The 23,203-nt window shown below is 52.8% G+C and carries 20 protein-coding genes; 11 read left to right on the top strand and 9 right to left on the bottom strand.

Features of this window, described 5'->3' with window-relative positions; genetic code table 11:
• Nucleotides 1–114: 114 nt before the first annotated feature.
• Together MUG06_RS13955 and MUG06_RS13950 are read right to left on the bottom strand one after the other, a co-directional pair.
• Complete coding sequence (locus MUG06_RS13955) at nt 115–717, bottom strand: cupin domain-containing protein (RefSeq protein WP_215845597.1); 603 nt, start codon at nt 715–717, stop codon at nt 115–117.
• A 113-nt stretch (nt 718–830) separates the two neighbouring features.
• Nucleotides 831–1,181 carry an endonuclease domain-containing protein gene (locus MUG06_RS13950; protein ID WP_243078952.1) on the bottom strand — a complete coding sequence of 117 codons (351 nt, stop codon included), beginning with the start codon at nt 1,179–1,181 and terminating at the stop codon, nt 831–833.
• A gap of 622 nt (nt 1,182–1,803) precedes the next feature.
• On the opposite strand from MUG06_RS13950, the gene MUG06_RS13945 reads away from it, so the two are divergent.
• Nucleotides 1,804–2,286: a YlaC family protein gene (locus tag MUG06_RS13945; protein ID WP_215845595.1), complete on the top strand. Its 483-nt coding sequence runs from the start codon at nt 1,804–1,806 to the stop codon at nt 2,284–2,286.
• On the opposite strand, the gene MUG06_RS13940 is transcribed toward MUG06_RS13945, so the two are convergent.
• From MUG06_RS13940 to MUG06_RS13930, 3 genes are all read right to left on the bottom strand, one after another.
• Entirely contained in the window at nt 2,283–3,686 is a 1,404-nt protein-coding gene (locus MUG06_RS13940; protein ID WP_215845594.1) for a PLP-dependent aminotransferase family protein, read from the bottom strand. The two genes, MUG06_RS13945 and MUG06_RS13940, sit on opposite strands and share 4 nt — an antisense overlap.
• Before the next feature lie 233 nt (nt 3,687–3,919).
• Nucleotides 3,920–6,037: a bifunctional diguanylate cyclase/phosphodiesterase gene (locus MUG06_RS13935; protein ID WP_243078951.1), complete on the bottom strand. Its 2,118-nt coding sequence runs from the start codon at nt 6,035–6,037 to the stop codon at nt 3,920–3,922.
• Between the two features lie 157 nt (nt 6,038–6,194).
• Complete coding sequence (locus tag MUG06_RS13930; RefSeq protein ID WP_215845592.1) at nt 6,195–8,297, bottom strand: bifunctional diguanylate cyclase/phosphodiesterase; 2,103 nt, start codon at nt 8,295–8,297, stop codon at nt 6,195–6,197.
• 536 nt (nt 8,298–8,833) lie between these two features.
• Here MUG06_RS13930 and MUG06_RS13925 point away from each other — a divergent pair.
• From MUG06_RS13925 to MUG06_RS13905, 5 genes are read left to right on the top strand one after another with little or no spacing between them, the layout of a single operon-like run.
• A complete protein-coding gene (locus tag MUG06_RS13925) occupies nt 8,834–9,403 on the top strand; it encodes a spore coat protein U domain-containing protein (RefSeq protein ID WP_215845591.1) in 570 nt (189 codons plus the stop codon).
• A 22-nt stretch (nt 9,404–9,425) separates the two neighbouring features.
• On the top strand, nt 9,426–9,947 hold the full coding sequence (locus MUG06_RS13920) for a spore coat U domain-containing protein (RefSeq protein WP_215845590.1): 522 nt from the start codon (nt 9,426–9,428) through the stop codon (nt 9,945–9,947).
• Nucleotides 9,948–9,971: 24 nt separating this feature from the next.
• Nucleotides 9,972–10,670, top strand: coding sequence for a molecular chaperone (locus MUG06_RS13915; protein ID WP_215845589.1), 699 nt, complete (start codon nt 9,972–9,974; stop codon nt 10,668–10,670).
• Nucleotides 10,671–10,680: 10 nt separating this feature from the next.
• A complete protein-coding gene (locus MUG06_RS13910; protein ID WP_243078950.1) occupies nt 10,681–13,122 on the top strand; it encodes a fimbria/pilus outer membrane usher protein in 2,442 nt (813 codons plus the stop codon).
• The gene (locus MUG06_RS13905; RefSeq protein ID WP_243078949.1) at nt 13,119–14,096 is read left to right on the top strand and encodes a spore coat U domain-containing protein; all 978 of its coding nucleotides are present in this window, start codon (nt 13,119–13,121) and stop codon (nt 14,094–14,096) included. Before MUG06_RS13910 ends, MUG06_RS13905 begins: the two co-directional genes overlap by 4 nt.
• Here MUG06_RS13905 and MUG06_RS13900 read toward each other — a convergent pair.
• The 3 genes from MUG06_RS13900 to exbB all read right to left on the bottom strand — a co-directional run bounded on the left by MUG06_RS13900 (nt 14,093) and on the right by exbB (nt 16,821).
• Entirely contained in the window at nt 14,093–15,409 is a 1,317-nt protein-coding gene (locus MUG06_RS13900; protein WP_243078948.1) for an MFS transporter, read from the bottom strand. The genes MUG06_RS13905 and MUG06_RS13900 overlap by 4 nt on opposite strands.
• A gap of 254 nt (nt 15,410–15,663) precedes the next feature.
• A complete protein-coding gene (gene exbD / locus MUG06_RS13895) occupies nt 15,664–16,086 on the bottom strand; it encodes a TonB system transport protein ExbD (RefSeq protein ID WP_215845585.1) in 423 nt (140 codons plus the stop codon).
• A gap of 6 nt (nt 16,087–16,092) precedes the next feature.
• Nucleotides 16,093–16,821, bottom strand: coding sequence for a tol-pal system-associated acyl-CoA thioesterase (exbB, locus tag MUG06_RS13890; protein WP_215848216.1), 729 nt, complete (start codon nt 16,819–16,821; stop codon nt 16,093–16,095).
• A 358-nt stretch (nt 16,822–17,179) separates the two neighbouring features.
• Here exbB and MUG06_RS13885 point away from each other — a divergent pair, with 358 nt between their 5' ends.
• The 5 genes from MUG06_RS13885 (at nt 17,180) to MUG06_RS13865 (ending at nt 22,216) form a co-directional block, all read left to right on the top strand.
• Nucleotides 17,180–18,157: a TRAP transporter substrate-binding protein gene (locus MUG06_RS13885; protein WP_215845584.1), complete on the top strand. Its 978-nt coding sequence runs from the start codon at nt 17,180–17,182 to the stop codon at nt 18,155–18,157.
• 49 nt (nt 18,158–18,206) lie between these two features.
• Nucleotides 18,207–18,713, top strand: a complete 507-nt coding sequence (locus tag MUG06_RS13880; protein ID WP_243078947.1) for a TRAP transporter small permease — start codon at nt 18,207–18,209, stop codon at nt 18,711–18,713.
• 13 nt (nt 18,714–18,726) lie between these two features.
• Nucleotides 18,727–20,013: a TRAP transporter large permease gene (locus MUG06_RS13875; RefSeq protein ID WP_215845582.1), complete on the top strand. Its 1,287-nt coding sequence runs from the start codon at nt 18,727–18,729 to the stop codon at nt 20,011–20,013.
• 132 nt (nt 20,014–20,145) lie between these two features.
• Nucleotides 20,146–21,336, top strand: coding sequence for a cystathionine beta-lyase (gene metC, locus MUG06_RS13870; protein WP_243078946.1), 1,191 nt, complete (start codon nt 20,146–20,148; stop codon nt 21,334–21,336).
• 217 nt (nt 21,337–21,553) lie between these two features.
• On the top strand, nt 21,554–22,216 hold the full coding sequence (locus MUG06_RS13865) for a DedA family protein (RefSeq protein WP_215845581.1): 663 nt from the start codon (nt 21,554–21,556) through the stop codon (nt 22,214–22,216).
• A gap of 14 nt (nt 22,217–22,230) precedes the next feature.
• Here MUG06_RS13865 and MUG06_RS13860 read toward each other — a convergent pair whose 3' ends face one another.
• Nucleotides 22,231–23,139 (bottom strand): AraC family transcriptional regulator, encoded by a 909-nt coding sequence (locus MUG06_RS13860; RefSeq protein ID WP_215845580.1) that lies wholly within the window; start codon nt 23,137–23,139, stop codon nt 22,231–22,233.
• Nucleotides 23,140–23,203 lie beyond the last annotated feature (64 nt).

Below are 23,203 nucleotides of genomic sequence, written 5' to 3'. Positions count from 1 at the left end.
CTGGCAGAGAAAGAGACCGACATCAGCAACGTTGGCGTTGTTATGCGGCAGCGTCCTCATTCTCTGCTTAGCCTGTGAGCACCGGGCTAGGGGAAATCAGGCTCAAAATGCACTTTATTGGTGCGATGTCAGATTGGCTACAGGTGCCCAAATCTCTGTCATTGCGCCCGCTTTACCCGTAAAAGGATCGCGGGTTGGCATGGGTACCTGTTTTATCTGTACCAGTGAATGTTGGAGTTTGTCCGGCTCGTCACGCAGCGTTTCGGGTGACATTCCTTCAGGATAGGCGCCGACGGCGATAAAATCGTCGCTGGCATGAATTTGTTTATGCCCAACACCTGCCGGAATTAATACCGCATCCCCAGCCCGCAGCGTCACCATGCGGCCGCTGTCACCGCCAAACAACACTTCTGCCCAGCCTTCCGCTACGCCAAGAAGCTCATGCGTGTTCGGGTGATAATGGGTATAGGGAAAAATAGGATAGCGCCACGCTGGTGGCCAACCATGCTGTGCAAAGGTTTTTTCAAACCACGCAGCTTTGTCTTCCTGGTCATCCGGCACCACGCGCGGCCAGATAATCAGCGGCAAGGGATTGTTCGGCACACCGCCCGATGGCGTCGATAACATCAGATGCTGAGGATTATCAGACGCGCCAGCTGAGAACGTACCCGCAGCGAAGGACATCAGTAACATCAGACTGGAAATTTTAGCAGTCATACAGGTTCTCCTTTTTTGTTTAAGTGTGGCAAATTCCGGGGGTAACGCAATGTGCTCTGCCCGACAGAATTAACATAATTACCTGAATTAACTAACTAAACCCAAATTTGTTGTTAACAGTTTTGTGACTTCTTAGTGAATGCGTTTATGACCGCTGTGATCACTGCTTCTGGTTGCTTTAGTACGTCATGATTCCAGAAGCGCAGCACGTGCCAGCCGAGATAGCTGAGGTAATGTGTGCGTTGTGTGTCGTAACGATGCGCGTCGGCATGCTGCGAACCGTCGAGCTCGATCACCAAATGTTGTTCAAGGCAGGCGAAGTCCACAATGTAAGGGCCGATGAGATGTTGTCGCCTAAAACGCTGGCCGAGACACTGTTTATGGCGCAAATAACGCCAGAGTAAACGTTCGGCATCGGTTGCGTTTCGTCGTAATTCACGGCTGCGTTCAATTCCATGGCGCATAGGGGTTCCTCTTTTTGCGCAGCATGAGTGAGAATAGTATTGGATGAAAGTGAGGTGAGTAGAATTCCGGAGCCGGCTCGAGGATTTTGATGAGTGTGAGGTCGTTTGTCCCCCACCTCGGTCCTCCCATATGCGAAGTCGTTTGTCCCCCTCCTCAGTCCTCCCCCATAAATGGGGGAGGAAGATGCTGCAACCTGCGAATTCGGTGACGGCATGCGGCAGCGTCTCCTTCCCCCGTCAAAACGGGGGAAGGCCGGGATGGGGGGCAGCGCGCAGAGGAAGTCGTTTGTCCCCCACCTCAGTCCTCCCCCATAAATGGGGGAGGAAGATGCTGCAACCTGCGAATTCGATGACAGCATGCGGCAGCGTCTCCTTCCCCCGTCAAAACGGGGGAAGGCCGGGATGGGGGGCAGCGCGCAGAGGAGGTGGTTTGTCCCCCACCTCGGTCCTCCCCCATACATGGGGGAGGAAGATGCTGCAACATGCGAATTCGGTGACGGCATGCGGCTGCGCGCACCTCACCCGTCTCACCAAACTGTTATATAAAAACCGTACAAATCTGTGTCTGCTTACCTTGACTGTTATCTGTTTAAATCATCAACAGATGAAAGTGAGGTGAACGATGGAAAACATTAAACAAATCCTGATCGACGAGATTGCCACGCTTAACCGCGAAGAACGCCGCGACAATTTGCCGCGCTTTAGCTTGTCATTTTTGAGAAAGCATCCCGGCCTTTGGGCGGTGATGTATTTGTGCTACGGCTTGTGCGTGGCGTTAATCTTCACCACTGATATGCTCGGCTGGCCCGCGTTTTGGTTCGCAACCGCATTCGTGCTGGTGATGAGCTTTCTGATGTTAATGGACATCAATCCCAAGTACCGCTTTGAAGATATCGATGCGCTGGATCTGCGTGTTTGCTACAACGGCGAATGGTATTACGTACAACCCGTACGCGAGCAAGCGGTGTCGCGCATCTTGTCACTGCCGGAAACACCGGAGCGCGTAAAAATGGGTATTCAGCGTTTGCTGAACCAGAAAGGTGAAGTGGATTTTTACGATATTTACTATCTGACATGGGGCCATCAGGAAGCGGCGCGCGTTTAGCTTTGCGCCATTTCTGCCATTATCCTGCCTAACGTTTCCATTGCCGCCTCGGCCCGCGTATCCCACGGCCAGGCGGTATTCAGCCTGAAACAGTGATTAAATTGATCGCCCGTCGCAAAGAGCTGGCCCGGCGCAATGCTGATACCTGCAGCCAAAGCTTGCTGATAAAGCGCTATGGTATTAATGGTTTCTGGTAGCGTCACCCAGAGAAAATAGCCGCCTGACGCTTCAGTCACCGTTGATCTGGCCGGTAACACTTTCAATAAACTTTGGCGCGCCATCTGCTGTCGCTTCGCCAAAATCTGCCGTAAGCGCTTTAAATGCACGTCATAACGACGCGTGGCCAGGAAATCTGCCAGCGCCAGCTGCATCGGCGCACTGGTAGAGAGAGTGCTCATTAACTGTAAACGCTGAATGCGTTGCGCATGCTTTCCTGCCGCTACCCACCCCACACGAAAACCCGCCACCAGCGATTTTGAAAATGAGCCGCAGTGCAAAACATTTCCCTGACGATCCCACGCTTTAGCGGGTAACGGCGGCGTGTTGCCGTTCCAAAGCTCTGAATAGACATCATCTTCAATCATGGGAACCTGATGCTGCGCCAGCAGCTCAACCAGCTGTTGTTTGCGCTCCGGCGTTAAGGTCACGCCAAGCGGATTTTGCAACGTGGTCATTAACCAGCACGCTTTTACCGGCCAGCGCTGAAGCGTCTCTTCAAGCTGAACTAAATCAATACCGTGGGTGGGATCGCTGGGGATCGCCAACGCTTTGAGTTTCAGCCGCTCAATCGCCTGTAGCGCCCCATAAAAACTGGGTTGCTCAATCACGACATAATCACCGGGTTCTGTCAGTGATTGCAGGCTGAGATTCAGCGCTTCCAGCGCGCCGCTGGTAATGACGATTTCATCCGGCGACAACATAATGCCCTGACGCGCATAGCGTTGCGCCAGCAGCTGACGCAAGGTGGCATTGCCGGGAGGTAAATTGTGCAGCGCATCGGAGGCGGTGAGTTGGTGCGAAACATTTGCCAGCGAGCGCATTAACTGACGTTGGGGGAACAGCGCCGGATCGGGAAAAGCGGAACCAAACGGCACAATGCTGGGATCACGCGTGGCCTGCAATACATCAAACACAAAGTCGTTGATATCGACCTTTTCACTGATCGCCACGCTTAACGGTTTTACGGCTAACGCGCGTGGTGCTACGTAGTAACCCGATTGCGGCCGTGAAACAATCCAGCCCTGACTCTCCAGCAATTCATAAGCATGCAGCACCGTCATTAAACTCAATCCTTGCTGCGCGACCTGCTGGCGCAAGGAGGGTAATTTCGTGCCTGGCGGCCAGATTCCCGCCTCGATCTGCTGCTGAACGTCATCCATTAATCGTTGGTATTTTGCCACGCGGTTTTACTCCTTTTTCACGCCGTGACTTTAGCATGTACAAGAGATAATCACCGAAAACAGCCCTTCATTTTTTGTAGATTTAATGCGATTAACTCTTTATAAGCATTCACTATTCAAAGCTGACGTTCATTTTTCTATTCCGCTACTGCTTATTCACCGTGATTATCCAGCGTTGCTGCCTGATAAACAAAAAGGCCACATTCTCATGTGGCCTTTTTCACGTTGCTTGCTCAGGTAAGAGATGAGTTAACTGTATGCAGTTCTGCCTTTAATTCATTCTCTTGTGTGCCAACAAAATTATCCAGTTCACTGATCCGTTCAGGTGGAATAGGTTTGCCCAGCAAATAACCTTGCAACGTGTTGCAGCCCAGGCCGGTAAGGAAAGCCTGCTGTTCGGCGGTTTCCACCCCTTCGGCGACAACTTTCAGTTGCAACGACTGCGCCAGCGCCACAATCGCCGAGACGATGGTGGCGTCTTCAGAGTGATGCTGTAACTCATTCACAAACGCGCGATCAATTTTGAGTTCGCTTGCCGGTAAACGTTTCAGGTACAGCAAGCTGGAATAGCCAGTACCAAAGTCATCAATAGAAGCCTTCACACCCAGCTTGGTCAGCTCAGTGAGGATACGCACGCTTTCATCGGGATCGCGCATGGCCGTGGTTTCCGTCACTTCTAGCGTCAACAGCTCTGGCGGAATCTCATGCTTCGCCAGCGCCTCCGTCACCGTTTCCACCAAATTACTCTGCTCGAATTGCAGCGACGATAAATTTACCGCAACTGACCAATGGGGATGTCCTTGCAGATGCCATTGGCGCAGCTGACGGCAGGCTTCGTTAATCACCCAATTACCGATGCTCACGATCATGCCGGTCTTTTCCGCCATCGGCAGAAAATGGTCTGGCGTCAGTAATCCGCGCGCTGGATGTTCCCAGCGCAGCAGCGCTTCGAAGCCAAGAATCGGGCCGCGCGGCGCGCAATATTTTGGTTGATAAAACAGGCGCAGTTCGTTGTTATCCAGCGCGTGCCACAGATCGTTGTTCAGCTGGAGTTGACTCTGCGCCAGCATATTCATCGATGGCTGGAAGAAGGTGTAACCGTTGCGGCCATTATTTTTCGTGTGATACATCGCGGCGTCAGCGTTGAACATCAGCTCGCGCTCATCAACGCCATCACCCGGATAAACGGCGATACCGATACTCAGCGACACCACCAGCTCATAGCGTGAAATGTCGAACGGACGATCCACCGCTTTAACCAGATTGTCTGCAACCGCCGCGGCATCGTTGGGATCGTTGATCTCAATCAGCAATACAAACTCATCGCCGCCGAGCCGCGCCAGGGTGTAATAGCCTTCCATCTGCTGGCTCATACGCTCGGTCACACCAATCAATAAATTATCACCGATATGGTGGCCAAAAGCGTCGTTCACCGCTTTGAAGCCATCCAGATCCATGAACATCAGCGCGAAATGGGTACGTTCGCGGTTAGCCTTGTTGATCGCCTGCTCCAGACGATCTTCCAGCAGAATGCGGTTGGGTAAACGCGTCAGGTTATCGTGCAATGCCAACTGTGCCAGCTCGCGGTTCGCCTCCGCCAGTGAACTGGCGAGGATTGAAGTGCGTGCCTGCATACGTGCATCCAGCATTGATACCAGCAACGTGATACCGAGGATGGCTATCGTGACCACCGTGACCAGAATCGCCAGCCAATTGCTGTTAACCCCCTCCTGCGTCGGGTGTCCATGCAGGGGAAATTTGGCTGCCATCATCCCGGTATAATGCATTCCCGCGATGGCAAATCCCATTACCACCGAGGCGCCCAATCGTAATACCGTCACGCGGTTGGATGTGCCTTCGCGCAGGTTAAACGCCAGCCACAGCGCAGCGCCTGAAGCGACCAGCGCAATCACTATCGAAACGGCCACCCAGCCCCAGTTCCAGACAATGCCGGGTGAAAACATCAATGCTGCCATGCCGGTGTAATGCATTGCTGCCACGCCAGTGCCCATAATCAGCGCGCCGCCTATCAAACGCTGCATCGGCAACTCACCCTGGCAAACCAACCAGAGCGCAAAAATTGATGCGCAGACGGCAATCGCCGCTGAAATCGCGGTGAAGGTTGGGCTGTAGCTCATCACCATGTCCATGCTCATCGAAAGCATACCAATGAAGTGCATCGCCCAAATACCGATACCCATGGAAAAACCCCCGCCAAGCAGCCAAATAATCGCTGCTTTGCCGGTTGAAGTTGCCACGCGCCCCGCCATGTCTAATGCGGTGAACGAGGCGAGCATCGCCACCAAAATTGAAACAATGACGATAAAAGAGTCGTATGAAGTCACTAACATACTGAGTTCCCGGAGAAAGCCGTGCGAGCAGCTGTGGTGTTAATTATGAGAAACGGATCGCGCACTGTTTTGTTGTACAAGTTATCGGCAATGCTAAACACTTAATTAGCTTTCCACGATGAAAGGTTCCGATGCCTGTGAAAGTTAAAATCAATCGTCAGGCATCGGTTAACGGCATTAAGCGCTCGGTGCGCAACGCGGAAAAAGAGGCGATCGTCATAAATTCACTCACATATTCAGCGGGTGTCGGTTTACCCAGTAAATAACCTTGCAGCGCATCAAAGCCCAAACCGGTCAGTAAACGCTGCTGTTCTTCTGTCTCCACGCCTTCAGCCACCATGCTTAAGTTCAGACTCTGCGCCAGCGTTAACATTGCGCTGACCACTGTCGCATCTTCGCTGTCTGCACGTAGACAGTTGATAAAGCTGCGGTCAATTTTAAGTTCACTGGCCTCAAGATGTTTGAGATGCAGCAGATTGGCGTAGCCGATACCGAAATTATCGATGGCAATTTTGACCCCCAACTGCTGTAACTCACGGATGCGCAGCTGGCTAAACAGCGGATCGCGCATGGCAATGGTTTCGGTAATTTCCAGCATCAATGCACCGCTGGGTAACTGATGATGCGACAAGGCCTGCGCCAGGGTGTTGAGCAAATCGCGCTGATGAAATTGCAGTGCTGACAGGTTAACTGATACGGTCCAACGGCTGTTGCCTTCTTTATGCCACTGCTTGAGTTGACGGCAGGCTTCGTTGATTACCCAATTACCCAACGCTACGATTTGCCCGGTTTTCTCGGCTCGCGGTAGGAAAAGATCGGGCATCAGCAAGCCTCGTGTGGGATGTTGCCAGCGCAGAAGCGCCTCAAAACCGATCAGCTCGCTGCCGCTGGAACGGAACTTTGGCTGATAAAATAGCCGCATCTCTTGGCGATCAATGGCTTGCCATAAATCGTTCGCCAGCTCCAGTTGATGTTGCGCAGAGGTACTCATCGCCGCTTCAAACAGGCTCCAGCCATTACGCCCATTGTGTTTGGTGTGGTACATCGCGGAATCAGCGTTGAACATCAGCTCTTGCTTGTTGCGCCCGTGCAGCGGGAAAAGCGCGATGCCCAGGCTCAGCGAGACATGCAGCGAGTAGCGATCTAACTCAAACGGTGCCTCAATCATTTTTACCAGCTTCTGCGCCAGCGCGATGGCACGCTTTTCATCGCCATCGTCAAACATCAATACGAATTCGTCGCCACCTAATCGAGCCAACAGCATCTGGTCGGTCAATGCATCCTGCAAACGAGCAGCAACCGCAATCAGTAAGCGATCGCCAACGTGATGTCCCCATGTGTCATTGATCGCTTTGAAGCCATCGAGATCCATGTACATCACCGTAAATCCGCTGTCATCCAGCGTCGCCTTTTTGATCGCGTTCTGCAGTCGCTGCTCAAGCATGACGCGGTTGGGCAGTGCCGTGAGATTGTCATGCATCGCCAGTTGGCGAAGTTCGAGATTGGCACGGTTGAGTTTGGCGGTAAGACGCGCGGCGTGCAGTTGCGCATCCAACATGGAACTCAACAACGTTATGCCAAGGATGGTAAGCGTAATCATAGTTACCCACACCGCTAAACCTTGATCGCTAGCGCCATGGCTGTGCATGCTGCTGGCCTGATCAAATTCTGCCGCCGCCATACCAACATAGTGCATCCCCGCAATGGCTATACCCATCACCAACGAGGCGAGTCCGCGCATTAATAACAGGTTTTTCTCGCCTTGACGCAAATGAAAAGCCAGCCACAGCGCGACGCCTGACGCCACAAAAGCAATCAAAACTGAGAGCGCAACCAGCGCAAGTTTCCAGTGCGGTGTAGGTGCGATCAACAACGCATTCATGCCAAGGTAGTGCATCACCACTACGCCTGCGCCAAGAATTAGGCTGCCATATAACAGACGGCGGCGCGTCAAGTGATGCTCGTTGACAGTTTGGTTAAAAGCCCATATTGATGCGGCGATCGCTACTGCCAGCGATATTGCGGTCAGTCGCACGTCATAGCGCATGGTCATCGGCATCATCATCGCTAACATGCCAATGAAGTGCATCGCCCAGATACCAATGCCCATCGCGGTGCCGCTGATCACCAGCCATAAGCGCGCCAGCCAGCCACGAGAAACCGCTACGCGTCCCGCCGTATCCAGAGCAGTAAAAGAGGCAATAAAAGCGACGATCAGCGAAACGCAGATCAAAACGCCATCCCAGGTGACCAGCAGCATGTGCAACTCCTCACCACCTGCGATAAGCAGGTGCTGTGTGTGTCTTAAACAGTCAATCTAAAAACACCGTAAAGGTGAAAGTAACGTGGCCCGATGCATTTAAACGCATTAAGGCCAGATTTTGCTGTCCTTCGATTTTTAGGACTTTTTATCTCAATCTCGTAACATCTTTCTTAAAAGCGTAATCAGGTCTGATTGATGTATGAACATATCACTGAAGCTAACAGGACGGTAGAGGGCTAAATGGTATTGAGTTTAGTTTTATTCGCTGTCCGCAATCCCTTGTGATTATTGGGTTATCGGCGAACAGAACGAATAGATTAATGAAAAAATGGCGCGAAGTTTCCCTGTTACAGTTTTGCTGATCTATAGTAAGTAAAACTGATATAAATCATTTAGCTCATGTCTAAGGCTTTTCTTAGCCTGACGGCACATAAAAGAATAATTAGTGTCGATTTTGCGTTACTTTTTGGATGAATAATTAATTAAAACCAGGCGAAAAAGCACTGACCTTGGATAATCAGTAAGGAATGATTATGAAACTCAAGCTTTTTCTCTTCGCTGCTGCGGCAATGACCACGGCAATTCCGTCGTTAACATTTGCTGCCACCACCACAGGGACCATCAACGCGACGCTGACCTTAACCGCCGGTTGTTTAGTGAATGGTCAGTCGGCCACCACGGGCGTTAACTTTGGTACGTTAGATTTCGGTAGTAGCGCAGCAACCTTTGAAACGCTGAATGCCACGCTGGTCGGTTCAGCGGGTAACGGTATTTTTGTGCGCTGTACTGTAGACCAACCCTTTAATGTTCAGGTGACCAGCAGCAATGCCGCGCCAGGAACGGTATATGGAACGGTTTCAGCTGCACCGCGCTATCTGCTGCTTGGCACCGATAATACCCAAGGTATCGCTTACACCCTGTACAGCGACGCCGCCTTCAGTACCGCCATCGCTAACAACACCGACATTACGCCCAGCGGCACTACCGATCCGACACTCGGCACTAACTTTGCCATTTATGGACGGGTGGTTGGCGGTGGCTTTAATCCGGTTATTCCCGCAGGTACTTACACCGATACAATTAATGTGGCTGTGAATTACTGAGCCGTGTTTTGAGTATTTTCAGGTGGAAGTAAAGCGGTCATTCATTGCGATCGCATGGAGTTTGCTGCTATTGCTGTGGAGTACAGGTGCGTGGAGTATCACCACTAGTTCAACGACCTTTCAGGTCTCCGCTTCAATAGTGGCAGGCTGCGTCATTTCCGGTACCAATACCGGTGTATTCGGCACGCTTAATTTTGGTACGCAATCTGGCGTAGCGACTAATAGCGTGAGCGCCAGCTATGTTCAAAGCTCCACTATCAACCTCGCCTGCACGCCGGGTACAACGCTAAGCATGACCCTCAACGGCGGCAGTCATTACACCTCCACCCGCAACCTGAAACTCGCCAGCAATACAAATACTGTGCCCTATTACCTCTACACCAATGCCGCGCATACCAATGCTATTCCGGTAGGGCAAGCTGTGCCGCTGAGCTATAGCAATGCCAATAACATAACGTTACCGATTTACGGCTTGCTGCAATTACCCGGCCCGACGCGCGCCGGGGTTTATACCGACACCCTCACCGTCACGTTGACCTGGTGAGGCAAAGTACTAAGGAGCTTTATCATGAGATTACTGCGCGCCCTATTTTTTCTCCTCACACTGGTGCTGCTCCCTCACGCACAGGCGGCCAACTCAGTGATGATTTGGCCGATCGATCCAGCGATTAATCCCGAGGATAAAGCCAGCGAACTGTGGCTGGAAAATCGCGGTAATACCACCACGCTGATGCAGGTTCGTATCTTTGCCTGGCAACAAACCGATAATAAGGAACAGTATCAAACCCAGCAGCAGGTGGCTGCCAGCCCACCGCTGGTGCGCATTGAACCTGGTCAGAAACAGCTGGTACGTTTGATAAAACAGATACCGCCTGCAGCGGGCAAAGAAATGGCGTACCGCGTGGTATTAGATGAAATTCCGACGCCGCATTCCGCTGGAGATAATCAGGCAGGATTGAATTTTCAAATGCGCTATTCAGTGCCGCTGTTTGTTTATGGCGATGGCGTGAACCGCGACAACACACATCCAGACCTAAGCTGGCAAGTGGTGAACAGCGGAGGCGAGCGCTACCTGCAATTAACCAATCGCGGCAACGGTCATGCACGGCTCAGCAATCTCAACATCGGTGGACGTAAATTAGGTAACGGCTTGTTTGGTTATGTGCTGGCGAACAGCAGCAATCGCTGGCCGCTTAAAAGTGCCGTCAGCGGCGTACTGACTGCAGAAATGAATAAGGGTCAGTGGCGCAGCACTGAAAGCCGTTAAGTGCGCAACCATGCATTTTAAGCCGCATCCTCTTACGCTGGCTATGGCTGGCCTGTTCTGCCTGACACCCGGTTTGCTCCGGGCGGAGACGTTTTCGTCGCTGCCGCCGCCGCCGACCTTAAACACCAGCGCCAGCAGTCAGCAATATATGCTCGAGCTGGTTGTGAATCAGCGAGAACGTGGCGACATCGTGCCCGTGGAACAGCGTGACGGCCATTTCTATGTGCGTGCAGGTGATTTACAGCGTGCGGGGCTGCCTGCCGAAAAGTTTCAGGGGCAGCAGCAGGTAGACGTGAATCAGCTGGCGGAAGTGAAAGTAGAATATGACGATCGCCGCCAACGCCTGCTACTCAGCGTTCCGCCCGCCTGGCTTCCCGGCCAGACGATTGGCGAAGCGCGTAATGGCCCGCGCTATCCTGGTCAGGCCAGTAGCGGTGCGCTGCTGAATTACGATCTCTATGCAACACGTACCGACACAACCGGCACCCGCCTCTCCGCCTGGAATGAGCTGCGATTCTTTGGTAGCGCCGGGCAATTCTCCAGTAATGGCGTCTGGCAACAGCAGATCGAGGGCAGCAACAGCTATCAGGATGATGGCTATATCCGCTACGACACCTGGTGGAGCAATGAAAATGAAAACGCCATCGTGAGTTGGCGGGCGGGTGATTTAGTCACAGATGCGCTGGCGTGGAGCAGCAGTGTGCGGCTTGGCGGGGTGCAGATTGGCCGCGATTTCAGTGTACGTCCAGACCTGATCACCTATCCGCTGCCCGCTTTTTCTGGGCAGGCTGCAGTGCCGTCCACCGTTGATCTGTTTGTGAATGGTTCTCGCTCTAGCCAGGCTAACGTACAGCCTGGCCCGTGGTCATTGACCAACGTGCCGTTTGTGAATGGTGCAGGTGATGCGGTGATCACCACCACCGATGCGGTAGGTCGTCAGGTGATCACCACCCTGCCGTTTTATGTCTCCAGCAACCTCTTGAAATCCGGCTTGTCGGATTACTCCTTTTCGGCGGGTGCGGTGCGTGAAAACTACGGTATCAGTAATTTCGATTACGGCGCAGCGGCGGCAAGTGGATCGTATCGTTACGGATTAACTGACTGGTTGACGCTGGAAAGCCACGCAGAAGGCAGCGATAACCTGGCGATGGGCGGCGCAGGTGCACAGTTCAAGGTGCGCAGTTGGGGTGTAGTAAACGGGGCGGTGGCGCAAAGTCAGTTTCAGGGCAAACCCGGCACGCAGTACAGTTGGGGTTATCAATACAACAACAGCTGGTTTAGCCTCGGCACGCAGCACACGATACGTAATGCCGACTTTGGTAATTTGGCACTGCTGAGCAACCAAAGTAACACCACCAATCAAATCAGTTACAGCCTGGCGCGTCGGACGTCGCAGTACAACGCCAGTCTTTCGCTAAACCGCTATGGAAGCCTCGGCGCGGCTTATATTGACATCGCCAGCGGTGACAATGAACGCACGCGCTTATGGAACCTTTCGTGGAGCAAAACGCTGTGGGGCAACTCAAGCCTTTACGTTTCTGCCAGCCGCGATCAGGAACAAGGTGAATGGAGCGGCGCGGTGTCGCTAATTATTCCGTTCGGTGAACATGGTAGCGCCTCAGTGAGCATGGAGCGCGATCAGCAAGGGCAGAATAATCAGCGCGTTTATCTGTCACGCGCCATGCCCAGCGACGGCGGCATGTCGTGGGATGCGTCCTGGGCGAACCAGGGCGGTAACAGCGGTGATTATCGCCAGGGAAGTCTGCGCTATCGCAATAACAAAATTGATACCTCAGCCGGTTTTTATGGCGACGATGACAACACCACGCAATGGGCTGATTTAAGCGGTTCGCTGGTGTTAATGGACAACCAAATGTTTGCCGCCAATACCATTAATGATGCGTTTGTGGTGGTGAAAACCAACATCCCCGACGTCAACGTGCGTTACGAGAATCAATCAATGGGCCGCACCGATAAAAAAGGCTATCTGCTGGTGCCGTCGATCAGCAGTTATTATCCGGCCAAATATGATATCGACACCCTGGATTTGCCTGCCGACATGACCACGCCAAAGGTTGAACAGCGCTTTGCCGTGAAACGTCAGAGCGGTTTTCTGCTCGATTTCCCCGTTGAGCGATTACGTGCCGCCAGCGTGATTCTGCATGACAGTGACGGAAATCCGCTGCCCGTTTCCAGCCAGGTTTTACGCCCAGGTCAGGCCACCGGTTATGTCGGTTTTGACGGCATCGCCTGGATAGATGAATTAACCAGCACCAATAAAATTCGTGTCGAAACCCCGGATGGCCGCAGTTGCCAAACCGAACTCTTGATTCCCGAAGGGCAGCCGCAAGCGCTGAAAACCTATGGCCCGCTAACCTGCCGATTACCTCCCGCGCCGGCTGGCACGCCGGTGGCCAACCCTGAAAATGCGACCTCAGGAATTATTCCATGAAAAAAATAGTGTTACTGCTGGGATTGCTGCTGATGCTGCCTTCGCTGGCGCGGGCTGCGTGCGGCCTTCCCGCCTCAAACGCCAGCTTTGGTACCGTCACCACCTTTGCCGCCAATACCACGGTCAGTTCAACCTCAACCAACGCCAATGTTAACTGTGGCGCAGGCGCAGGCTTGTCGCTGCTCGGCGGAAATCAGATCACGTTTCAATTAACCGGGGCAACCAATGTGAACGGCACGCGCGGCACGCTGAAGCGCAGTGGTGATACCGGTACAGATAATATTCCGGTGCGGTTGTGTACCGACAGCGCCTGTGCCAATGAGCTGGTTATTGGTGGCGCGGCTTACGTTTATAACTCCACAACGTTGCTGAATCTGGCTGGATTGCTCGGTAGCCTGAACTTTGCGATCCCGGTTTATCTGCGCTCGGTTGCCGGACAAACGGTGGCAGCCGGAACTTATACGGTGACATTGAATATGGCAGTGACCTATAACGTCTGCACCAGCGTCAGCCTGCTGGGAATTTGCCTGACGCCGCAAACCGGCAGCGGCGTCATTCCCATCACTGTCACCGTTATTCTCACCAACGACTGTACTGCGATTACCGCGCCCAATGTCAGCTTTGGCAGCGCGCCGCTGGTCGGCAGCTTTTCTGCCGTATCGCAGACCATTAATGTGCTCTGCAGCAAAGGCAGCACTTACACAGTTGGATTGAGTAATGGCAGCTACGCAGCGGGAAGCGTGAGGAATATGGCCAACGGCACCAATCGTCTGAGCTACGAGATTTATAAAGGCACCACCAGCAACCGCTGGGGGCCGAGCGGCACGGAGCGCTGGAGCAGCAGCACTTCAACCAGCGTAACCGCTGATGGATTAACGCGCGGCTTTAACTATACCGCGCGCGTCTTAACCAGCCAGAACACGCCGCCAGCAGGAAATTATACTGACAGCGTGGTCGTCGATCTTACTTTCTAAGCGTTGACGGGCGCGCCGCTATGGCGCGCCTGATACTGTTTTACCATCCGGCCGATCAGCAACGTACCAACCAAGCCGCATATTGCCGCAAAGGTGAGCCAGATGCCCGGCATCGCTTTGTCGCCAGTGGCATGAATCAAATAGCTGGAGATTGCTGGCGTAAAGCCACCAAACAGCGCTGTTGCCAGACTGTAGGCCAGTGAAAAGCCCGCAGCACGGACTTCAGCAGGCATGATTTCAGCCAGATAAACCACCATCGCACCGTTATAGCTGGCGTACAGGAACGAGAGCCACAATTCCGCTTCTAACAAATGGGCGAAGCTGGCCGATCCCACCAGCCAGTGCAGCACCGGCCAGGTGGTAACGATCATCAGCAGGGTAAAAATAATCATCAGCGGACGACGGCCCACACGATCCGACAGCGCGCCCATCAGCGGCAGCCAAATCAGGTTGGAAATCCCGACGAACAGCGTCACCAGAAAGCTCTGCTTATCGCTCATCATCAACACGGTTTTGCCAAAAGTGGGGGTGAAGGCGGTAATCATGTAGAACATCACAGTGGTGGTCACTACCATCAACATACCGGCTAACACCAGCGCCCAATTACTGGCGACCGAACGCATGATTTCCTTCATGCTCGGATGGTGTTTACGCTGGCTAAAGGCTTCGGTTTCTTCCAGCGTGCGACGAATATAAAACAGAAACGGCACAATCAAACAGCCAACCACGAAGGGAATGCGCCAGCCCCATTCGGTGACCGCCTCTTTTGCTAACAGATGATTAAGCAGTAAACCCAGCAGCGCTGCAAAAATCACCGCGACCTGTTGGCTACCCGATTGCCAACTGACAAAAAAGCCTTTACGCCCTTTTGGCGCAACTTCAGCCAGATAAACCGATACACCGCCTAACTCAACGCCCGCCGAGAAGCCCTGCAACAGCCGCCCCAGCAAGATCAGAATCGGCGCCGCCGCGCCTAATGTGGCGTAGCCGGGCACCAGCGCAATGGTCAGCGTACCGATCGCCATTAGACCCAACGTCAGCAGCAGTCCTTTACGCCGTCCATGATGGTCGATGTAAGCACCTAAAATGATCGCGCCCAGCGGACGCATCAGGAATCCCGCGCCGAAGGTCATTAGCGTCAGCATCAATGAGGCAAAAGGGTTGTCGCCGGGAAAAAAGGTTTTGGCAATGGCGCTGGCGTAATAGCCAAACACCATGAAATCGTACATTTCGAGAAAGTTACCGCTGGTAACGCTAAAGATAGTTTTGGCTGTGCCTCGCGACGATTTTTGTAAAGATTGACTGCGGCTCATAACGGCTTCCTGAGGTTTTTTTTCAGTTTTACCCCGCGAACCGCGCGAATGATGTGAGCAGTCTCACCATTTCACTTTACAAAACTATGTGCAAAAGTAACAAATAATCAACATATCAGCACCAAGAGGATAACCACCTTCACAGGCGCTGATTTTTTATTGTTTATGCTGTAATCCTTTTACCTGAAACAAAAAAGGCAGCTGAATCTGCATTCAGCTGCCTTTCTGTTTAAAAAGCGTCGTTGAGAGGAACGTTACTTCTGTACCGTTTCCATCCCCATCAAACCAATCTTGAGATAACCTGCGGTTCGCAATTTATCCATCACGCCCATCAGGGTTTCGTAATCGACCGATTTATCCGCCTGGAAGAAAATCGTGGTTTCTTTATTGCCTTCCGTTTGGTTATTCAACACGTTGACCAGCGTCTCGGCATTGACCTGCTCGTTACCGATATATAACTGCTTATCGGCCTTGATTGAGAGGTAAACCGGTTTCTCAGGACGTGGCTGCGGCGTACTGGTGGAAGCAGGCAGATTAACGCGTACATCTACGGTCGCCAGCGGCGCTGCCACCATAAAGATGATGAGCAGAACTAACATCACGTCGATAAACGGCGTTACGTTGATTTCATGCATTTCGCCATCAGTGTCGAGGTCGTCGTTTAATCGCATTGCCATGAGAACTTATCCTAAACGCAGTTTTTGCGCTGTCGCAGGACGCGCTGCTTCAGGTTGAGAAGCGACGTTACCCAGATCGATGTCACGGCTTTGCAGCAGCAAAACCTGCGCAGCAACGTCGCCCAGCGACGCTTTGTAGCTGGCGATCATGCGAGCGAAAACGTTGTAGATCACCACCGCAGGAATCGCTGCGATCAGGCCAATTGCCGTTGCCAGTAACGCTTCTGCGATGCCCGGCGCAACCACAGCCAGGTTAGTGGTCTGGGTTTTAGCGATGCCGATAAAGCTGTTCATGATGCCCCAAACAGTGCCGAACAACCCGATAAAAGGCGAGACCGAACCGATGGTGGCCAGAAAACCATTACCGCGACCGGCGTGACGGCTAAAGGCCGCAACACGGCGCTCAAGGCGGAAGCTGGTACGATCTTTAATGCCGTTGGTGTCTTCAGCACCGGCAGAAAGCTCAAGCTCGTTACGCGCATCGTTCAGCAGTACAGCGCTGTGGCTGTTGTCGGTGAACTGCTGGGCAGCACGTGTGGCGTCATTGAGGTTGCGGGCTTCGCCCAGCGCTAATTGTTCGCGTTTCAGGCGTCGTTTGGCCGATGTCAGTTCAGCAAATTTGCCGAAAAAGAGGGCCCACGTCACGACTGAAGCCAACAACAGGCCAATCATCACCACTTTTACCACGATATCGGCATGTTGATACATGCCCCAAACGGAGAGGTCCGTTTGCATCAAATCACTGGCTACCACGCTGCTTCTCCAACTCATGTGCACGGATGCGGAACAAGCGCGAATAATAGCAAAAAACCAGCGAATTGATAGTAGTTCTCATTACTATTTACAAACCAAAGATGCGTTTTTTAAACGCAATCTGATTGGATCCTCGACAATTTATAAGGATGTTTTGAAATTGTGACGGTGCATATAAATTTATTAAAACATCGTTTCAAAATGTGATCTTATTCATCCAATCGTTATTGCTTTGTTTCGCCGTACCACATTTTCATGAATGCTGATGCCAAGCGGCCACCCTGCTGGCTAATACCTATGCGCCGTTCCTTTACTGCCCTTCCCATGCTGGAGAAAAAGAATGACAACGATGAAAACACGCCTTGCTGTGCCCCTTTCTGCCGCAGCGATATTATTCAGCGCTGCGGCTTCTGCACAGGTATTGAAGGTGGCGGAAGTTCAACCCGCCGGTTATCCAACGGTAGTGGCGCTGCAAAGCATGGGCGAGAAGCTCAAAACAGCAACCAACGGCCGGCTGGAGATGAAAATCTATGCGGGCGGCGTTCTCGGCGATGAAGATCAAGCGCTGCAGCAGGTTCAACTGGGTGCGATCGATATGATCCGCGTGTCGCTGGCACCCGTGACCACCATCGCACCAGAAACCAGCGTGTTAACGCTGCCCTATATTTTCCGCGATGTCGATCATATGCACAAAGTACTGGATGGCGATGTGGGCAAAGAGATCGTCGAGAAGTTCGATCAGGATCCCAATACCCGCATGGTGTTTCTCGGCTGGACCGATGCCGGTGAGCGCAACATGATCACTAAAAAGCCGCTGGCGAAACCAGAAGACCTAAAAGGCATGAAGATCCGTGTGCAAAATAGTGCGATTTCGCTCGCAACGTTGAAAGCGATGGGCGCAAATCCGGTGGCAATGGGCGTGAGTGAAGTCTTTAGTGCGATGCAAACCGGTGTGGTTGATGGCACGGAGAACAACCCACCGACGTTTGTCGCCCACAACTACATGCCGGTCGCTAAGTACTACACGCTGAGTGGACACTTTATTCAACCCGAGATGATCCTGTTTTCAAAACGCGCCTGGGATCGCATGAAGCCTGAAGATCAGGTGCTGCTGAAGAAGCTCGGTAAAGAGGCGCAGGATGAAGAGCGCCAACTTTGGGCCACCTACACCGACCAGTCGATCGCCAAGATGAAAGCGGGCGGTGTGACCTTCCAGCAAACCAATCGGGACTATTTTGTTAAAGCGACTCAACCGGTACGCGATCAGTTTGGCGGCAAATACCAGAGTCTGATGACGCAGATCGCCGACGTGAAATAACCCTTCCCGCGCCACATTGCCATGTGGCGTGCTCAATCAGGTATCAATTATGACTGCATATTCTCGTCTGATGGATGGGGTTTATCTGCTGTGCATGCTGATCGCCGCGGTCGCGCTATTGATTATGGTGACGGTGATTCCGATCGGGATTTTCGCCCGCTACGTGATGAACGGCGCTCTAGCCTGGCCGGAACCGGTGGCCATCATCTGTATGATCATTTTTACCTTTATCGGCGCGCCGGTTGGACTGCGAGCGGGTACACATATTTGCGTGTCGATGGTCACCGATCGCCTGTCACCAAATATGCAACGCCTGATGCTGCGCGTCTGTGATCTGTTGATGATTATCACCTGTCTGGTGATCTTCCAGGCCAGCTACAACCTGTGTGAAGCGATGTGGATTCAGCCGCTCGCCTCGCTGCCGCTGGTGACCTACGGCGAGATGTATTTACCGATACCGATTGGCGCCATCTTTACCCTGCTGTTTGTTGTTGAGCGGTTGTTGAATGGCGACCAAAGTCAGCGACCCATAGTTACTTTGGGCGGCACCCACTAACAGGAGCAGAAAAATGGACGCACTGATTTTGATTGGCAGTTTGCTGGTGCTGCTGATGCTGGGTTTTCCGGTGGCGTTTGCTGTCGGCCTGAGCGCCTTTATTGGCGCCTGGTGGATTGATCTGCCGCTAGAAGCGGTGGTGATTCAAATTACCAACGGCATCAACAAGTTTTCCCTGCTGACTATTCCGTTCTTCATTCTGGCCGGCGCGATCATGGCTGAAGGCGGCATTGCGCGACGGCTGGTGAATTTTGCCTATATCTTCGTCGGCTTCATTCGCGGCGGCTTGTCGCTGGTGAATATTGTCGCCTCAACTTTCTTTGGTGCAATTTCAGGTTCCTCGGTGGCGGATACGGCCTCGATTGGTTCAGTGATGATTCCGCAGATGGAAGAGAAAGGCTATCCGCGTGATTTCGCCGCCGCCGTGACCGCCAGCGGTTCGGTGCAGGCGGTGTTAACACCGCCGAGCCACAACTCGGTGATTTATTCGCTGGCGACGGGCGGCATGGTCACCATTTCATCTTTGTTTGTGGCGGGTATTTTACCAGGATTGATGCTGGGCGGCTGTTTGATGGTGATGTGCCTCGGCTTTGCGCGGAAACGTGGTTATCCAAAAGGTGAGCGAATTCCGTTTCGTCAGGCGCTGAAGATTTTCTTCGATGCATTTTGGGGCTTGTTTACCGTCATCATCATTATGGGCGGGATTCTCTCTGGCATATTCACCGCCTCTGAATCAGCAGCCATTGCTTGTGTCTGGGCGTTCTTCGTCACCATGTTCATCTATCGCGATTTTAAATGGAATCAGCTGCATATTCTGCTGTTTCGCACCATCAAAACCGTGACCATTGTCATGGTGCTGATCGCGTTTGCCGCTGGGTTTGGTGCGATAATGACCTTTATGCAGTTGCCAACCCTCATCACCGAAGCCTTTACCAGTTTTTCCAGTAATAAGTACGTGATCCTGATGTGCATCAACGTGCTGCTGTTAGTGGTTGGCACACTGATGGATATGGCACCGCTGATTCTTATTCTGACACCGGTGCTACTGCCAGTGGCAACCGCGTTAGGCATCGATCCGGTGCATTTTGGTATGATCATGCTAACCAACCTTGGCATTGGTTTGATTACGCCGCCGGTAGGGACGGTTTTATTCGTTGCCAGCGCGGTGAGTAAACAGAAGATTGAGCAAGTTGTCGGGGCGATGCTGCCGTTCTACGGCATGCTGTTTATTGTCTTGATGCTGATAACCTATATTCCGGCCATTTCGCTCTGGTTACCCCGAATAATGGGTGTGATGTAGCAGGCAAAAAAACGGGCTGAACAGGCCCGTTTTTTACTGCGCCGTGCTCTGATAATCATTATTCAGAGTCAACCCTGCCACCGGTTTCATGTTAACGTGAAGCCTTTGTTGGAAGCGGCAAGGTAGAGAAAAATGACCACCAAAAAGATTGATACCACGCTCGTTAGCGCAGGACGCAGCAAGCGTTATACCCAAGGCTCGGTAAACAGCGTCATTCAACGTGCTTCTTCATTAGTTTTTGACACCGTAGCGGAAAAAAAACAGGCCACCGCAGGGCGCGCCAAAGGCGAACTTTTTTATGGTCGTCGCGGCACGCTGACGCATTTCGCGCTGCAAGACGCGATGACAGAACTGGAAGGCGGCGCAGGCTGCGTGCTTTATCCTTGTGGTGCAGCAGCCGTGTCGAACGCGATTTTGGCGTTTGTTGAAGCTGGCGATCATATTTTGATGAGCGGCGCGGTGTATGAGCCGACCCAAGACTTCTGCGACAAAATTCTAAGCAAACTTCAGGTTTCCACCACCTATTTTGATCACTGCATTGGCAGCGAAATCGGCGCGTTAGTGCAGCCGAATACCCGCGTAGTGTTTCTTGAATCTCCCGCCTCAATCACTTTAGAAGTGCAGGATGTACCCGCCATCGTGGCGGCAGTACGCGCTAAAGCCCCTGACGCGATTATCATGATTGATAACACCTGGGCCGCAGGCATCTTGTTTAACGCACTGGCGCACGGCGTAGATATTTCTATTCAGGCAGGCACCAAATATTTAATTGGTCACAGCGACGCGATGATCGGCACCGCAGTGGCTAACGCGCGCTGCTGGGATCAACTGCGTGAAAATTCCTATTTGATGGGCCAGATGGTCGATGCCGACACCGCTTATATGGCGAGCCGGGGTTTACGCACGCTGGGCACTCGTCTGCGTCAGCATGAAGAGAGCGGCATGCAGGTTGCTGAATGGTTGGCGGCGCGCCCTGAAGTGGCACGCGTTAATCATCCGGCGTTGCCACAGTGTAAAGGCCATGAATTTTGGCAACGTGACTTCACCGGCAGCAGCGGGCTGTTTTCGTTCGTGCTGAAAGAAAAATTAAGCCACGAGCAGCTGGCGCACTATCTCGATCATTTTCATCACTTCAGCATGGCGTACTCGTGGGGCGGCTATGAATCGCTGATTCTGGCGAACCAGCCAGAAGAGCTGGCCGCTATTCGCCCGGCGGGTGGCGTTGATTTCGACGGCACGCTGGTGCGTCTGCATATTGGTTTAGAACATGTCGATGATTTGCTTGCCGACCTTGCGGCGGGCTTTGCGCGTCTGGCGCGCTAACGAATATCAACCAAACGTAAACCGTGCGACGGCAACCCGCAGAGATCAACAGGTCGCTGCTGGCTAACTGTTAAAATATATCCTGAATAGTTTGAGCGCAGTAGAGCGGCAAGGTTGTTAGCCACAGGAATTGACTCAGCTGCGAGTCAGCATGGTCAACGCGCCGCCGCTTAAAATATGACGGGTATAGAATCCTTGTGACTTGATGGGAAAGCTAATGGGTGTATTACACGAGATTGTCCACGCGCTCTGGCATCAGGACTTTGCGGCGCTGGCTAATCCAGACGTGGTGTGGGTAGTTTACGGCGTGATGTTTTTGACGCTGTTTTTAGAAAATGGTCTGTTACCCGCTTCGTTTCTTCCCGGCGACAGCTTGCTGCTGCTGGCGGGTGCGATGGTCGCTAAAGGCGTGATGGATTTTATTCCCACCATGGTGATTTTGACCACCGCCGCCAGCCTCGGCTGTTGGCTCAGTTATTTGCAGGGGCGTTGGCTAGGCAATACCAAAATAGTGAAAGGCTGGCTGATGCATTTACCGGCACAGTATCACCAGCGCGCCTGGAATATGTTTAATCGTCACGGTTTGATGGCGCTGCTGGTAGGCCGCTTTCTCGCCTTTGTGCGTACCATTTTACCCACCATGGCGGGCATTTCAGGCTTGCAGAATGGCCGTTTCCAGCTGTTTAACTGGCTGAGCGGCGCGCTGTGGGTGGGCATTGTGGTGGCTTTTGGTTATGGCATCAGTCAGGTGCCTTTCATCAAACGCCATGAAGATCAGGTGATGGCGATTTTAATGGTGCTGCCGATGGTGTTGCTGTTTCTTGGACTGGCTGGCAGCATCGCGATTATTTGGAAAAAACGTCGGCAAAGCAAAGCCTGACCAGACCACGTGCGTCAGGCAGATGGCTCTGCCACCGTCTGACGCACGCGATTCACCTCTTCTCCCGGCGTCACGCCAAAATAGCGTTTAAACTCCCGCGAAAATTGCGATGGGCTTTCGTAGCCAACTCGTACCGCCGCCACGCTCGCTTTCATCCCTTCATGCAACATTAATAATCGCGCCTGATGCAGTCGATAGCGCTTGAGGTATTGCAGCGGTGAGGTTTGCGTCACGGCTTTAAAGTTGTGATGAAACGCTGACACGCTCATGTTAACTTCCGCCGCGAGCGTATCCACGCTGAGATTATCAGCAAAATGATTTTCAATGCGGCGCAGCGCACGGGCTATCTGGCTGAACTGAGTTTGGCGGCTCACCAGTGACAGCAGCGCACCGCCGATCGGCCCCGTCAGCACGTAATAGATAATCTCACGCACGATTTGCGGCCCAAGCACGCGGGCGTCACGCGGCTGGAGCATGACATCCAACAGACGTTCTGCGGCGCACAGCATCGGCTCTGTCAGCCAGGCTGAATGAATACCCGACGTTTGTGGTTGTGGCTGAAAGGCTTCGTCATCACCAATCTCAATCAGCAGATCCTGCAGGCTGGCGGTATCCACGTTCAGACACAGGCCCGCGATAGGCTGCTCAGGTGAAGCCCAGGTTTCACACTCCACCGGTAACGGCACGGTCAGCATCAAATATTTTGTCGCGTCATATTGGAAGACCGTGCTGCCGAGATAGCCGGTTTTGCTGCCCTGAAACAGAATGACGATACCTGGCTGATACATCATCGGCGTACGCGGACGATATTGATTGGCATAGATCAGCGAGACATTTTCAACCGGACACAAGCGGGCGTGGTCGTGGGTCATTAACGCCACCACCTGCTGCGCCAGGCGATGACAAAGAGCGTCGTGCGCCATAAACACTCCTGGATATATAAAACGATCAGTCTGCCGTGCGCGTGCCTGAATCGCCAGCAAAATG

The organism is Pantoea sp. MQR6, assembly GCF_022761075.1.
In the GTDB taxonomy this organism is placed as follows: domain Bacteria; phylum Pseudomonadota; class Gammaproteobacteria; order Enterobacterales; family Enterobacteriaceae; genus Pantoea; species Pantoea phytostimulans.
Note: the sequence above shows the minus strand (reverse complement) of the source record. Positions and strands in the feature narration are given on the sequence as shown.